11 protein-coding genes are annotated in these 14479 nt (G+C 37.8%); 10 read left to right on the forward strand and 1 reads right to left on the reverse strand.

Annotated elements, in window-relative coordinates; translation table 11 throughout:
* Window positions 1-37: 37 nt before the first annotated feature.
* The 8 genes from ACBR23_RS12200 to ACBR23_RS12235 are packed head-to-tail and all read left to right on the forward strand — an operon-like array spanning window position 38 to window position 7021.
* Window positions 38-1267: a methyltransferase domain-containing protein gene (locus tag ACBR23_RS12200; RefSeq protein ID WP_371120915.1), complete on the forward strand. Its 1230-nt coding sequence runs from the start codon at window positions 38-40 to the stop codon at window positions 1265-1267.
* The gene (rfbC, locus tag ACBR23_RS12205) at window positions 1264-1830 is read left to right on the forward strand and encodes a dTDP-4-dehydrorhamnose 3,5-epimerase (RefSeq protein ID WP_371119253.1); all 567 of its coding nucleotides are present in this window, start codon (window positions 1264-1266) and stop codon (window positions 1828-1830) included. The genes ACBR23_RS12200 and rfbC overlap by 4 nt, the downstream gene beginning before the upstream one ends.
* A gap of 30 nt (window positions 1831-1860) precedes the next feature.
* A complete protein-coding gene (locus ACBR23_RS12210; RefSeq protein ID WP_371120916.1) occupies window positions 1861-2715 on the forward strand; it encodes a phytanoyl-CoA dioxygenase family protein in 855 nt (284 codons plus the stop codon).
* A gap of 22 nt (window positions 2716-2737) precedes the next feature.
* Complete coding sequence (locus tag ACBR23_RS12215; RefSeq protein WP_371119251.1) at window positions 2738-3898, forward strand: methyltransferase domain-containing protein; 1161 nt, start codon at window positions 2738-2740, stop codon at window positions 3896-3898.
* Between the two features lie 11 nt (window positions 3899-3909).
* Window positions 3910-4437 carry a GNAT family N-acetyltransferase gene (locus tag ACBR23_RS12220; RefSeq protein WP_371115403.1) on the forward strand — a complete coding sequence of 176 codons (528 nt, stop codon included), beginning with the start codon at window positions 3910-3912 and terminating at the stop codon, window positions 4435-4437.
* The gene (locus ACBR23_RS12225) at window positions 4424-5161 is read left to right on the forward strand and encodes a WbqC family protein (RefSeq protein ID WP_371120917.1); all 738 of its coding nucleotides are present in this window, start codon (window positions 4424-4426) and stop codon (window positions 5159-5161) included. Before ACBR23_RS12220 ends, ACBR23_RS12225 begins: the two co-directional genes overlap by 14 nt.
* Window positions 5158-5895, forward strand: coding sequence for a cephalosporin hydroxylase family protein (locus tag ACBR23_RS12230; protein ID WP_371115401.1), 738 nt, complete (start codon window positions 5158-5160; stop codon window positions 5893-5895). Before ACBR23_RS12225 ends, ACBR23_RS12230 begins: the two co-directional genes overlap by 4 nt.
* Window positions 5896-5899: 4 nt before the next feature.
* A complete protein-coding gene (locus tag ACBR23_RS12235) occupies window positions 5900-7021 on the forward strand; it encodes a DegT/DnrJ/EryC1/StrS family aminotransferase (RefSeq protein ID WP_371115400.1) in 1122 nt (373 codons plus the stop codon).
* Window positions 7022-7124: 103 nt separating this feature from the next.
* On the opposite strand, the gene ACBR23_RS12240 is transcribed toward ACBR23_RS12235, so the two are convergent.
* Entirely contained in the window at window positions 7125-11750 is a 4626-nt protein-coding gene (locus ACBR23_RS12240; protein ID WP_371119250.1) for a tetratricopeptide repeat protein, read from the reverse strand.
* Window positions 11751-12121: 371 nt separating this feature from the next.
* Here ACBR23_RS12240 and ACBR23_RS12245 point away from each other — a divergent pair, with 371 nt between their 5' ends.
* Entirely contained in the window at window positions 12122-13081 is a 960-nt protein-coding gene (locus tag ACBR23_RS12245) for a GDP-mannose 4,6-dehydratase (protein ID WP_371119249.1), read from the forward strand.
* Between the two features lie 117 nt (window positions 13082-13198).
* Window positions 13199-14467: a glycosyltransferase family 4 protein gene (locus ACBR23_RS12250; protein ID WP_371119248.1), complete on the forward strand. Its 1269-nt coding sequence runs from the start codon at window positions 13199-13201 to the stop codon at window positions 14465-14467.
* The last annotated feature ends 12 nt before the right edge of the window (window positions 14468-14479 follow it).

A 14479-nucleotide genomic window follows, 5' to 3' on the forward strand; every position in this document is an offset into this window, starting at 1 on the left:
TACTCAAAACTCAAAATTTTTAAAGGGGGCTAATTCTGTGCCATCTAAATGTCGTTTTTGTAGTCACCCATTGGAGCATACTTTTGTAAATCTGGGGATGTCGCCATTGGCGAATGCTTTTCTGTCTCAAGAGCATCTGAATTGTGCACAGAAATTCTATCCGCTTCATACTTATGTCTGTGCTAATTGTTTTTTAGTACAGTTAGAAGAGTTTGAATCACCAGATAGCATCTTCAGCGACTATGCTTACTTTTCTTCCTATTCAGACTCTTGGCTGCGCCATGCTCAGAAATACACAGAGTTGATGGTGGAGAGGTTTGGATTTGACGAAACCAGTCAGGTAATTGAACTCGCTAGCAATGATGGCTACTTACTCCAGTATTTTCAGCAGCAAGGAATTCCCGTATTGGGGATTGAACCTGCTGCAAATGTAGCTAAGGTGGCCCAGGAAAAAGGGATTCCAACTTTAGTCAATTTTTTTGGTGTAGCAACGGCTAAAGAGTTGGTTTCAGAAGGGAAGCAGGCAGATTTATTGCTGGGCAATAATGTGTTGGCTCATGTGCCTGACTTGAACGATTTTGTGGCGGGGATGAAAATTCTCCTGAAACCAAATGGCGTTTTGACAATGGAGTTTCCTCATGTATTGCAACTAATTCAAGACAATCTGTTTGACACGATTTATCACGAGCATTTCTCTTATTTTTCGCTGTTGACGGTTGAGAAAGTTTTTGCAAGTCATGGTTTAACTTTGTTTGATGTGGAGGAATTACCGACGCATGGGGGTTCTCTGCGGATTTATGGGAGGCATAGTGAGGTCGATGGAAAAATTAGCGATCGCGTCACGGAATTGAAAGCAAAAGAAATTCAAGCAGGGCTCAACCAACTTGAAATTTATGTAGGATTTGGCGAACAGGTTAAGTCTACTAAACGGCAAATGCTCAGTTTCCTAATTGATGCCAAAAATCAGGGCAAATCAATTGTGGGCTATGGAGCACCGGCGAAGGCTAATACGCTGCTGAACTATTGCGGTATCCGCACGGATTTGATTGATTATACGGTGGATTTAAGCCCGCACAAGCAAGGTTTGTTTTTGCCGGGAACTCAGATTCCGATATATAATCCAGATAAAATTCGGGAGACTAAGCCAGATTATTTGGCTATCTTACCTTGGAACATTAAGGATGAGATAATAAGTCAGATGGATTATATCCGCGAGTGGGGAGGTAAGTTTGTGGTGTTGATTCCTCAAGTGGAGGTAATCGCGTGAAATTAACTGAAACGAAACTTAAGGGAGCTTATGTTATTGAGGTAGAGCCCCTAACAGATGAGAGGGGATTTTTTGCTCGCAGTTGGTGTCAAAAGGAGTTTGCCGAACATGGTTTGAATCCTAACCTAGTGCAGTGCAATATTTCTTTTAATCTGAAAAAAGGTACTTTGCGGGGGATGCACTACCAGGCTAAACCGCACGAAGAAGTGAAGTTGGTTAGGTGTACAATGGGTGCGGTCTATGATGTCATTATTGATCTGCGTTCAGAGTCATCGACGTTTAAGCAGTGGGTTGGGGTCGAGCTAACTGCTGACAATCGGAAAATGCTTTATATTCCTGAAGGAATGGCTCATGGGTTTCAGACTTTGGTAGATAATACAGAAGTTTTTTACCAGATGTCTGAGTTCTATAATTCTGAGTCGGCTACTGGGTTAAGATGGGATGACCCCGATTTTAAGGTAGAATGGTTGATTAAACAGGATTTAGTTATTTCCGAAAAGGATAAATCTTATCCTTTAATAGAAATAACCAATCTGTTTATCACTGAGCTAAAAGGTTATTGAATTTTACTTCAATCAAGGGAGTTGTTTATTTTGATCAAAGGAAATAATAATTTGTTAACTGAACAACAAGTGAGCGAATTTAATCAAAATGGCTTACTTATTGTCAAGTCTTTTTACAACCTTGAACAAGAAATAGAACCCATCCAGTATAGGATTTATCAAATAATTGGAATTGTCATTCACAAATATCAATTACCAATCAATCAGTTGCCATTTTCTCCTGATACTTTTGATTATGGTTATTTAGATTTAATTAATTTCGACCGCAAAATAGGCGGAGAAATATACGATGCTATTAAGCAAATTCCTGAATTTATAAGGCTGGTAGCTTCTGAGTCTCATTGTAAGCTACTTTCTCAACTAAGACAAACTAATCTACCCGGTATTGCTGCTGGAGGTTATGGTATTCGCATTGACAATCCTTGTGAGGAAAAGTATAGAGCTCCTTGGCATCAGGATTATCCTGCACAATTTCGTAGTTTAGATGGACTGGTATTTTGGAGTAGTTTAGTTCCAGTTACTTATTCTTTGGGGCCTGTTGACTTTTGTCTTAAATCGCATCATGATGGTTTAGTAAGAGTTCATACTAAAGATCCAAAAAATCCAGAAAAATCAGGTGCTTATGCTTTAATTTTAGAAAATGAGGAAAATTTAATTAATCGTTATGAGCGTGTATCACCTGAAAGTAATCCTGGAGATTTGATTATTATTGATTTTCTTACTATACATAGATCGGGATTGAATACAGGAGAACGATCAAGATGGTCAATGCAAATGCGCTACTTTAATTTTAATGATTCTACAGGAATTAAACTAGGCTGGCCTGGTTCTTTTGCTACAGCTACAAATATCAAAAACGTACATCCTGAATTGTTTTTAAATTAACTAGCACAAAAGGAGAAATAAAATGACTAAATGCAATGTTTGTCAAAACTCTATTAAGCAACCAGTATATGTTTCTACAGGAAATATATCTATCACTTCTTTGTGTCAAATATATCCAGAAAAGACAGAGGTATTTTTCTGCGAAAACTGTGGTCATCTTCAAACAACTGAAATAACTAATTTGGAAGAATACTATGATACGATATATAAGATTTTGATTGATTCAGAAGAGGAAGATCAGTTATATAAAGTCATTGAAGGGCAAAAAATATTTAGGATCGATCATCAAGTGAAAGTGCTTCTTGATAAAGTATCTTTGCCTCAGCACGCTAAAATACTTGACTACGGATGTGCCAAGAGTGCAACATTAAAAAAATTAGGTCAAACTAGACCTGATATAATCCCCCACTTATTTGATGTTAGTGAAATGTATATTCCTTTTTGGGCAAATTTTGTTAAGCCTGAGAATTGGGCAACCTATACAATCAAACCACATTGGTATGGATATTTCGATTTAGTTACTTCATTCTTTGCTCTTGAACACGTTGCCAACCCAAAAGAAATGCTAAAAAACATTAGCCAACTACTAAAACCCGGTGGTTTGTGCTATTTTGTGATCCCCAATGTATATACTAATCCGGCTGACTTCGTAGTGGTCGATCATGTTAATCATTTTTCCGAAACTTCTTTAAAATTTTTACTCAAAGAAGAGGGTTTTGATTCAATTGATATTGATGCTGAATCTCATGCAGGAGCTTTTGTAGTAGTAGCACGTCATTCGGATTCAGATGAGCAAAAATCTGTTCTTTTAGACAAGCAAAAGGTAAATCTTTTCCAAAAAAAAGTTAACAAAATGGCTGTGTACTGGCAAAATATTGCTGAAAAAATACTCGTATTTGAAGAGCAGCATACAAAAAATTCAGCCTCGGCTATATACGGATCAGGATTTTACGGTACTTTTATTGCATCATGTCTTAAAGATATTGGCAAAATAGAGTGTTTTATTGATCGTAATCCTTATCTACAAGGTAAGTTATTATTGGATAAGCCAATTGTCGATCCTCAACAGATTAGCAAAAATATTGATACTATATATGTGGCTCTGAATCCAGCGACTGCTGTTAAAAGCATAGAACAGATTGAGTTTTGGAAAGATTGCAATTTTAACTACTTTTATCTTTAAAGGAGGTGTTTATGCTTAATGGAGATATGATATGTTTGCGCGAACCCTGGGAATCAGATATCAGTTTACTTGTTTCGATTAGAAATGATATAGATTTACAAATTAAGTTGATGACTTTTCCCAAGGCAAATACAATCCAAAGAGTTAAAGACTGGCTAACAAATCATCTAAATAACCCTCAAACAGTGTTTTTCATTGTTGCCACAAAAACTGATAATAATCCTTGTGGATATATTCAACTTGTCAACATGGATTTTATTAACCGTTTTGGGGAGTTGGGAATTTGTTTGGTACAATCATCACAAGGTAAGGGTTATGGAAAAGATGCTATTCAAGTTTTAGAAAAATATGTGGAAGAAATATTTAATATCAGAAAAATAATTTTAAAGGTGCTTGCTGACAATCTGAATGCTATAAGTCTTTATGAGAGATTAGGGTATTCTAAAGTAGGTTGTTATCAAAAACATTTTTATAATCAAGGGAATTTTTCCGATATTGTTCTAATGGAAAAGTTTTTAGATTTAAGTGGTAGATGTTAAAGATATAATCAACATGAAAATAGTAATTTCTCAGCCAATGTTTTTTCCTTGGGTTGGCTTGTTTGAACAGATTCAACTGGCTGATATATATGTTCATTATAACGACGTTCAATTCTCCAAAGGAAGTTTTGTTAATCGAGTCCAAATTAAAACTAATAAAGGTTCTCAATGGTTAACAGTACCTTTGCAAAACTTGACTCTCGGACAAGAAATTAGAGAGGTTGAGCTAAGTCAAAAAAAATGGCGTGCTTCCCATCTTGCTTTTCTTTCTCAGTCCTATGCTAAAGCTCCATATAAAAATGATATGATTAAGTTAGTTGAGCAAGTTTACAATAATGATTATACTGATCTGTCAGAACTAGCTATAGCAAGTATAGAAACTGTATGTAGATATTTGGGAATAGGTAATCATACAAATTTTTTATACTCTTCATATCTAGGAATAGAAGGAAAAAGCGATCAGAGAGTATTGGAGATTGTCAAATATTTGAAAGGGACAACTTATGTAACTGGTCATGGGGCAAGAAACTATCTCGATCACGAATTATTTGAAGGAGAGGGTGTTAATGTGGAGTATATGAATTACCAAAAGAAAGCATACCCGCAATTACATGGCGGTTTTACACCTTATGTGTCTGTCTTAGATTTAATTGCAAACATGGGTCAAGAAGGTGGTAAAATAATTAGTCCAACAACTATAAATTGGAAGGAGTTTCTCAAATGAACGAGATGGAAAAATTTCTCAGCCAAGTGGCTACTAATATTGAAGGATTGAAAGCAGATCAGGATATTCAAGCACTCTCCCGGATTTGGGTTCGAGAAATCTCGCCTCACAAGTATCCATATAATTTTACTTGGATGGGACGACCAATAATCCAATTTCCTCAAGACATCATGGCAATGCAAGAAATTATTTGGGAAGTTAAGCCGGATTTGATTATTGAAACAGGAATAGCTCATGGAGGTTCCTTAATACTTTATGCTTCAATGCTGGAATTAATTGGCGGAGATGGTGAAATTTTAGGGGTGGATATTGACATTCGACAACACAATCGTGTAGAAATAGAAAGTCATTCTATGTTTAAACGGATCGCAATGATAGAGGGGTCTTCAATAGATGAAAAAACAGCACAGAAGGTCTATGATTTTGCTGAAGGCAAAAATACAGTATTAGTTTTACTGGATTCAAATCATACCCACGATCATGTTTTGAAGGAATTGCAACTTTACTCTTCGCTGGTCACTAAAAACAGTTACTTGGTCGTATTTGATACACTTATCGAAGATATGCCTGATAATCTTTTCCAAGATAGACCTTGGGGAAAAGGCAACAATCCTAAAACAGCAGTATGGGAATTTCTCAAGACGAATAAACGTTTTGAAATTGACAAAAATATCGAAGCTAAATTGCTTATTACTGTTGCACCTGACGGTTACCTGAAGTGTGTGGAGAATTAAAAAAATGGAACGCATTCCTGTTGCTGGCCCTTGGATCACTCAGAAAGAGATTGACTATGTGACTGATGCTGTTACTAATGCTTGGTACAACAACGCTAATATATACCACGATCGATTTGAGAAAGCTTTTGCGGCTTATGTGGGACGAAAATACGCGATTAGTTTACCTTCTTGTACATCAGGTCTACATTTAGCGTTACTGTCTCTTGGGGTAGGAACTGGAGATGAGGTGATTGTTCCTGATATTACTTGGATAGCAACTTCTGCACCTATTACTTATGTAGGTGCGACTCCTGTTTTTGCAGATATTCATGAAAAGTCTTGGTGTCTGTGTGCTGAATCTTTTGCCGATCGGATTACACCGAAAACCAAGGCAGTGATCATTGTCGATTTATATGGCAATATGCCAGATATGGATGCGATTCTAGAACTTGCAGAAAAACATGGTATAGCTGTCATTGAGGATGCAGCAGAGGCGATCGGTTCTGAGTATAAGGGTAGAAAAGCTGGTAGTTTTGGTGAAGTGAGTACCTTTAGCTTTCATGGTTCCAAAACTTTGACGACTGGTGAAGGGGGGATGTTGGTAACAGACAGCGACGATATATATCAACGTTGCCTTTTCCTTCGGGATCACGGCAGAGATCCCCACAGTAAAATGTTTTGGAATACGGAAGTGGCGTACAAGTACAAAATGAGCAGTATGCAAGCAGCTTTGGGGTTAGCTCAACTTGAGCGGATTGAAGAGTTGGTCATCCGCAAGCGTCAGATTTTTGATTGGTACAAAGAATCTTTAGGCGGTCTCTCTGGCATAAATCTGAACCATGAGGCAGAGGGGGTAAAAAATACTTACTGGATGGTAACAGCAATTCTGGATGAAAAGTTGGGAGTTCAAAAACCCGAGTTAATTGAGCGGCTCAAGGAAAAAGGTATTGATGCTAGACCTTTCTTTAATCCCCTCAGCACTCTACCAGCGTACCAAGGAGTTTTACCAGAACCTCAGCCTCAAAATACGGTATCTTTGAGTCTATCCCCATTTGGCATAAATTTACCTTCAGCACTGAATCTCACTCAAGAGCAAGTCTATTATGTTGCGGATTCTTTAAAGAAATGCTTGACATCTCCTTGAAAAAAAGGAAGCTTTAGAAGAGGTTAGACCCACCTTAAGAGTTTTTCTGAGAGGGGAGGGTTCAAGAGTCAATACCCCTCTCCTAGGAGTCTTTATCAGATGATTATTTTTCCTCCTCATTCAACTGCTTTACTATTTTAATTACTTCATTATAAATTGCCTGCCAATCACAATCATAGTTAAAGTCGGAGTAATCAACGATACTATCATTTGGTATCAATAGTTGTGGCAATATTTTTTCCAAATTTGGTGTATTTGATGTCGCATAGTATTTTCCATACTCATTGAGTATTTGAGTGTGTGCATACAACACCCCTGGTTTGTGACCTATCCATACTGGATACATCAGTCCTGCTCCCACTGGTGATATATGTAAATCTATAGCCTTAGCCCAGACCACAGTTTCGTAAGTGGTGGCACCGATCGCACTATATGTATTGATAGTAGGAGGGATAAGAGCAAGTATTTCTTCCATTATAGCTTTCTCCTTTTCAATTGTAGACCAGCTCGTACTTAGAGAATCCTCTTTTCCTGTCAGACTCCATCCATCAAACACAACTCCCAAATTCGGAAAATCTGAATATAATTTCGTAATAATATTCGCTATTCCTTCTGCTTGACCTAGCCATACCCTACTACTGGTGCGAATTTGAACACCGAGAAGTGGAAAATATTTCTTCGCTTGTTTCACTTCTGTCAAAAAATCTTGATTACATTTTTTTATGGAAGCATCGCCTACTCTCTTTACTAATTGATCGTTAATAAATATACCATTGACCCTAAAAGCAACATAATTATTATCCAATACAGTTGTAAAAACATCCCAAACATCTTCAACTTCAATGAATTTGTCAGCAGAAATCTCGGGGAAAACTTCCCGGCAACTGAAGTAGTCCCCAGGCCCTGTCAGGATTTTATCAAGTTTATGCTGGATTTTATTCTCTATCAGAACATGAATACCTGCTAAGTCTTGCCACAAATAATGTCCTATATTGAAGCCTAAACCTATAACATCGACTACTTGTTTATCAGGCGTTGATATATAGTTTATTACTTTTGACCAAGCTCCTACCATGTAACTTTTAAGTAGGTTTACGCTGGCTTGTGGAGCAAAATGAACTAAATGAGGGTGGAAATGTATGATTAATTCCTTTTTAGGAATGTAGACAAGCAATTTTGTTCCATGAACGAAACCAACCATTAAGTAAAATACTTCTTGACCAACAAAGCGATAAACAAAACCTTGTAAATCATGCCCTCTTTCTTTTACAGGATTCTGTGCATGATTGATTACAAATGACTGGTTAGAACGCAAAATCTTCCCACTAAATGGACAAACAGCATACATATAACCAGTTTCTACTAAGCTTTGTTGATAGCACTCAGGTTGTAGGATAATTTTTCCTAGCAAATCGTGAGACGATTCTTGAAAACTTTTGATGTATAGTTGTTCCCACTCAAACTTATCTTCCCTATTCACCATCAAGTTGCCTAAATTAACTCCAATAGCTTCCAAATATTCAATATCTGGCTTAGTTAAGAGATCTAAAACCATTACCCTGTAATTAGTCTGACTAAAATATTTATATACTTTATCTTGATTTATTTTTGTTGGATAATCCAGTTGTTGTTGTTCTAAAGGAGTTATCTGGTTAAATGTTTGCCAAATTTTATCATAAATGTCTAGATAATTTGATTGTTGTTGATTGTTGGCAATGGTTTCAGCTAAATACCGTTCTAAGTTTAATCCTACGGCTTTTTTGTAGGCACGACAAGCATCAGTTTCACCTTTTTTTTGAAGATGTTTTGCCAAGCTTATGTAGTAACTGACATCTCGATCGTTCCCATGTTCAACCAACAAACTTATTGCAACAAAATTAATGGCAAAACCTATGCCTTTACCCCAATAGCGAACGGAGAAATCTTGTGCATTAATTAAATCTATAAATAACTCAAGTGGTTCTTGCAACCGATGAATTTCATGTTGATAAATTACCCAACCTTGATTAATGGTAAATTCAAGATTAAACCCTACTTTTTGGTCATTTTGATTCGCTAATTTAAGAGAATCTTCTAGCCAACTAAAGTCGATTTTGATACGATATAAACCATCAGGTAGATTTATGCCAGGACTATAGCCAACTTCTGCATAGTTTCCGGGCGCACTTATCAATTGCTTACCTTGAGGACTAGCTACTAATGTGCCAGAAATCAGATTGATTGTTTCGGGTGAAATGTGCCATGTATTTATTCCTTGCAGCTTACTTAAAAAACAGCTTTCTTTATTGAATTCTGGAGTAATTTCTACAGCTTTTCGCCATTGATATATAGCCCATTCTAAATCATTAACTTTAGTTAACTCTGAATTTAGCTGCCGCCAAATATCTCTTTTTTTGTCTTCGGATTTAGCCTCTTCAAGTTCAGTTAACATTTGCTTAACTGGCGTTGGCTTGGCAGTAAAAAAATGTCTATACTTATCGGCATTTTCTCTAAGATATTGAGGAATGTCTTTAGAGTTTATATTTTCAATATCATAAGAATGATCTCCACAAAATAAATCCTCTAAGGATTGTCTGCAAACATCATACTTTAATCTTTTTATTCCTTGTGCTTCTGAATGGTCTGCTTCTGAATGTGCAAAACTTTGAACTTTATATGTATGAGATTTTTGACTCCCAAACCAAGTAAAATGCCATCCCCCCTTAAATAGGTAGGGATGTTCAAATTTTTTATTTTCGTTTATATATGCTGCTTTAACATTTTCAGCACACATACCCGCATCAGATCGTCTTATTTGATTAGGTGTTCGTCCTAACAAGTCTTTGTACTTACAAGCTACTGTCCCACACCACCACTCACTACCTAAATTGTCAACATTGTGATAATAGATGTCGTGAACAAAGATTACAAATTCATTGCTCAAAAGTAATTCGGCTACTTCTTCTATTTTTTGTTTTCTGGGAATTTCATCAACATCACTAATTAAAATGATATCTTCATCCTGACATTCCAGTTCTATCAAAGCCAAGCCAATGCAGTCCCTTTGATAAATTTCAAGAGGCCATCGATCGTTATTTTGGACTTCTGGCATATCATCGACAACATAGTGAATTATGCGATCTTGATATTCAGCAAACTCATGAATAAACTCTTTATAGTATAAAGGCTTTGGTTGTCCACTATAAGTTTTTGTTGCTTCCACCAAAATAAATTTGTCTACGACATCCTTTAATTCCTCTATTCTAATTTTTAGAATATCTATTTCGTTAAAAAAGGTAAAACAGTCATAAACGCGAGGCTTTCTGGCATACGTTAGAGAGTTACATTCTTCCTGGTCAACTATGGTGGTATTTTGCTGCTTTAATTGAGAAGCACGATGGAGCGCTAGTATAGCACGATCAATTTTGCCAGGCTGTTTAAGGCTATTACCTAAGTCTTGGTAATACTGAACACCATAACTGTTGTTGCTAGGGTGATATACTTGGGTTATTTTTATCAAGTTTATAGCAAACCCTAAACCCGTTGCTATAAACCTTATTTCTAAATCTTTGGCATTCAGCAAATCTATAAAAAATGTATGCTCCTTATAGGCATTAGAAACTATGTCATGATAAATTACCTCACCTCTTACACTCGCTCTAGTGACCGTCAAATCATATTTAAATCCACCTTCAGCTTCTCGAACGGTATCAGTTAAATTTTCCTCAATTAACCAATCAAAGTCTATGTTTATCTTATATAAACCATCTGGCAAGTTAGTTATAAAAGGACCGTAGCCAATTTGTCCCTGATTGCCCGACTTACTAACTAACTGTTGGCCTTTAGATGAATCTGTTAATTCACCAGAAATTAACGTAATTTCTTCAGGCTTAATCTGCCATGTATTTATTCCTTCCAGTGTATTCAAAAATGTATTTTCTCTATTTAGTATAGGACATACCCCCAAAGAGTTTCGCCATAAAGATATGGCATCTTCTAAGTATCCTCGTTTAACAAGAAGTTCTCCTAATCTGTTGTAAGGATCTACCTGATCGGGGGCGAATTTAATAGCATAATGATAAGCTGCTACAGCCTCTTTTAAATCTAACTCCATTGGCTTTTGCAACGTTTCTGCTAAACTTGGCGACGTCCTCTCATCATCAGGGTTTAATTTAATCGCTTGCTGAATCTCTAAGAGCTTGCGACAAGCTTTCACGTCATCAGGATTTAACTCAATTGCTCGACGGTAAGAAGCGATCGCCCCTTCCAAATCCAACTGAGTTCGCTGTTGCAGCAATTCCCCAAGTCTATACTGAATCCAATCGGCCTCTGGCTCAAGTTCACTGGCGCGCCGGTAAGCCGCGATCGCCTCATCCAACTGATCCATTTTTGCTAAACAATTACCTAGCCCCACGTAAGTCCCAAAATGTTGGGGATTAAGTTCGATCGCCTTACGGAAGGCTATAACCGATTCTTCCCACTGTTCCTGTTGAGCTAGGGCATCCCCTAAGTGATGGTAACTCCAAGAAAAATCCGGGTTAAGTTCTATGGCGCGACGAAAAGCTGCGATCGCTGCTTCAAATTGACATACTTTTGCTAAAGCTTCCCCTAAATTGTGGTGAGACCAAGAGTAGTCAGGATTTAGCTCAATGGCAAGACGGTAGGCGGCGATCGCCTCCTCCAAATTACCTTCTTCTAAAAATTGATTTCCATTACTCAAATAGAGCGTCGCAGTTTCATTTTTATTCATTTCACTTAATTTTTTTTTAATGTTAGTTATATTTTCAGTTTGACTTGGGCTGTCTTTTAGGTTTAATTAAATCCCAGCCTACAACCTAAGCTTAGGGAATTAATAAAAATTTAATACTATCTTGACTTGATAAAATCTATAAAGTATAGATAGTTTAAAATTTCACACTTTGTACACGATACCAGACTATACGCAGTTTAGCAAAGTTCCTGACTTGAAACAAATTTACGCATCGTCAAATATACTAGGGAACACTTGATCCAAATGTCAAGTCAACTACCAAAATCTGGCTTCAGTGTGCCTGCATATGTACTAAACTGAGCAAGCACCAAACAGGCGGCAGTCATCAGAGAGTTTTTAGAGGCAATTCTATGAAAAAAGCAGTAATTTGTGGTATATCCGGCCAAGACGGAGCTTATTTAGCGAAATTGCTCCTCGAAAAAGGCTACTCAGTCTGTGGCACATCGCGAGATGCCCAAATGTCAACCTTCAACAACCTCACCCGCTTAGGCATCCGCGACTCAGTAAAGCTAGAATCCATGTCCCTCAATGACTTTCGCAGCGTTTTGCAAGTGCTTGCCAAAATCCAGCCAGATGAGGTGTACAATTTAGCAGGTCAGACTTCCGTGGGACTGTCCTTCGAGCAACCAGTGGAAACCCTAGAAAGCATTGCCACCGGGACACTGAATCTCCTAGAGGCAATTCGGTTTACAGGGGGCAAGATTAAATTATATAATGCCAGCTCTAGTGAGTGTTTCGGCGACACCGGAGGCAAAGCCGCCGACGAAAGCACCTCCTTTCACCCCAGAAGTCCCTATGCAGTTGCCAAAGCAACAGCATTTTGGGAAGTCGCCAACTATCGAGAAGCCTACGATTTGTTTGCTTGTTCTGGTATCCTATTTAATCACGAATCTCCTCTGAGACCAGCCAGGTTTGTGACCCAAAAAATTGTATCAGTAGCTTGCCGGATTGCGGCGGGTAGTCCAGAAAAGCTGCAATTGGGTAATATTTCTGTACAGCGGGACTGGGGTTGGGCACCCGAATACGTGGAAGCAATGTATCTGATGTTGCAGCAGTCAGAACCCGATGATTATGTAATTGCTACTGGGGAGAGCCATGCCTTAAAAGAATTTGTTGCTCAATCCTTTGCCACTTTGGGATTAGACTGGGAGGAACATACAGTCATAGATACCAGTTTGTACAGACCGACAGAAATTGCACTGGGCAAAGGCAACCCTGCTAAGGCGAACGAAAAGTTAGGTTGGCAGGCCAAATATAAAATGCACGATGTAGTAAAAATGATGGTGGAGACCCAAAAGGCTAATTTTTAATAAATTAGTCACTCTTCTACCAAATACCTAATCAACCCAAAATTAAACTTAATTGGGTAGAAATTAAATAGTGTGAAAGCCTATTCATAAACATTGAGAAAGCAAAAAACAAGACGAATGTTAAATCATCAAGTAAATAATTCTTTGGGTGTAAATTTAGCAGGTCATATAACTGGTGATTTTGGGCTAGGCGAAGCAGCTAGAGGCACTCTCCGAGCAATGGAAGCAGCTAAAATTCCCTTTGCTATCACCGATTTAAAGGTGGGTGGGCAACCCAACTCCGATACCAGTTATCAAAACTTTTCCAACGATAATCCCTATCCAATCAATATAGTCCAAACCAACCCGAATTGGGTTGAACAGATTTTAGCTGGATACTTTCCCGGTATTGGTTCTGAATATTTCAAAGGCAAATACAATATAGGTGTCTGGTTATGGGAATTGCCAGTATTTCCGAGTGAATGGCAATGGGCATTTGATTTATTTGATGAAATTTGGACTACCAGTAATTTTTGTGCAGAAGCATTTTCCGCTGTCTCCCAAGTTCCTGTACTCAAAATTCCTGTGAGCCTTGCCTTCCCCCAACCACTATTAACCAGAGAAAACCTCAATTTACCTAAAGATAAGTTTATTTTTCTATTCATGTTTGACTTTGGCAGTTCCTTTGAACGGAAAAATCCCTTTGCCACTGTTGAGGCATTTAAACGAGCTTTTGGTAAATCAAATCAAGATGTTTTGCTCGTGCTCAAGTTTGCCAATGCTCATCTTTTTCCGCAACGGCGACAGGAATTAATTGATTTGGCTGAAGGTTGGTCATCCCTTCAGTTTATAGACGGACATTTGCAAAAAGCAGAGATTCATGCTTTGGTTAATAGTTGTGATTGTTATGTATCTCTGCATCGGGCTGAAGGCTTCGGTTTAACAATGTCGGAAGCGATGTACTACGGCAAACCAGTAATCGCCACCGCCTATTCATCAAATATGGAATTTATGAATGTTGGCAATAGTTTTCCGGTTAAATACGAACTGGTGACAACAACTGAAGATTATGGAGCTTACCCGAAAGGTAGCGTCTGGGCGGAACCTGATATAGATCATGCTGCGTCTCTAATGAAGTCTGTATTTGAAAATTATCAGGAAGCTCAGAAAGTAGGAAAAATAGCATCTCAAGAAATTCGGTCTTTATTAAGCCCTAAAACCGTAGGTGTAAAAATCAAAAATCGCCTGGAATTCATCATGGCAAACCTCAATCAATCCCAATTATCAAATCGGTTCCATGAGCTTCAGGCAGAAAGAGATTTATTAGCTCGTCAAGCCCAAGCTTGGAGGCAGACAGCATTACAAATGCAAACAGAACTAAAACACTTTCAGTTTCATCATCATTAGTAAAAAAGTACA

It is taken from the genome of Microcoleus sp., from assembly GCF_041354475.1.
Classification (GTDB): Bacteria; Cyanobacteriota; Cyanobacteriia; order Cyanobacteriales; family Microcoleaceae; genus Microcoleus.

Bases quoted from the DNA above. Each gene is read 5' to 3' on its own strand.
- ACBR23_RS12240 (WP_371119250.1), bottom strand. From the start codon at position 11,750: ATGAATAAAAATGAAACTGCGACGCTCTATTTGAGTAATGGAAATCAA.
- ACBR23_RS12250 (WP_371119248.1), top strand. From the start codon at position 13,199: ATGTTAAATCATCAAGTAAATAATTCTTTGGGTGTAAATTTAGCAGGT.
- ACBR23_RS12220 (WP_371115403.1), top strand. From the start codon at position 3,910: ATGCTTAATGGAGATATGATATGTTTGCGCGAACCCTGGGAATCAGAT.
- ACBR23_RS12245 (WP_371119249.1), top strand. From the start codon at position 12,122: ATGAAAAAAGCAGTAATTTGTGGTATATCCGGCCAAGACGGAGCTTAT.
- ACBR23_RS12215 (WP_371119251.1), top strand. From the start codon at position 2,738: ATGACTAAATGCAATGTTTGTCAAAACTCTATTAAGCAACCAGTATAT.
- ACBR23_RS12235 (WP_371115400.1), top strand. From the start codon at position 5,900: ATGGAACGCATTCCTGTTGCTGGCCCTTGGATCACTCAGAAAGAGATT.
- ACBR23_RS12230 (WP_371115401.1), top strand. From the start codon at position 5,158: ATGAACGAGATGGAAAAATTTCTCAGCCAAGTGGCTACTAATATTGAA.